1 pseudogene is annotated in these 364 nt (G+C 29.7%); it reads right to left on the reverse strand.

From position 1 onward, the window contains the following. A pseudogene (locus tag ELQ12_RS10550) lies at positions 1 to 190 on the reverse strand (hypothetical protein); the annotation flags it as partial. Positions 191 to 364 lie beyond the last annotated feature (174 nt).

Below are 364 nucleotides of genomic sequence, written 5' to 3' on the forward strand. Positions count from 1 at the left end.
TTTTTGTTTTTTTGATATAAGCCATAACAGCAGGTGTCATTTTGCTTTTGTTTTCATCTGTTTTGCCATAGATTGAGAGTATGAATGCTAGACAGCTAGTTACATTGATAAATAATTTGTCGTTTTTCTCTTTGTGGATTATTTTGCTTATGTAGATTTTGGTAAACCAAGTTTCTATGGCTTTGTGCATTTTGTTTTTTCGCTTGGGCGTGTATTAGTTTTAGACATAAGTTTTCTTCTGTGGTTTTAGTGCTTTATGAAATTATACCGTATTTTTATTTAACTTGGGTATGAAATGAGTATTTTTATATATTAGGGAAAGTTTATGCTAGAAATATGTTTAAAAAGTGGCAAAAATAGGGAG

This window comes from Campylobacter sp. US25a, assembly GCF_004379075.1.
GTDB classification, from domain to species: domain Bacteria; phylum Campylobacterota; class Campylobacteria; order Campylobacterales; family Campylobacteraceae; genus Campylobacter_D; species Campylobacter_D jejuni.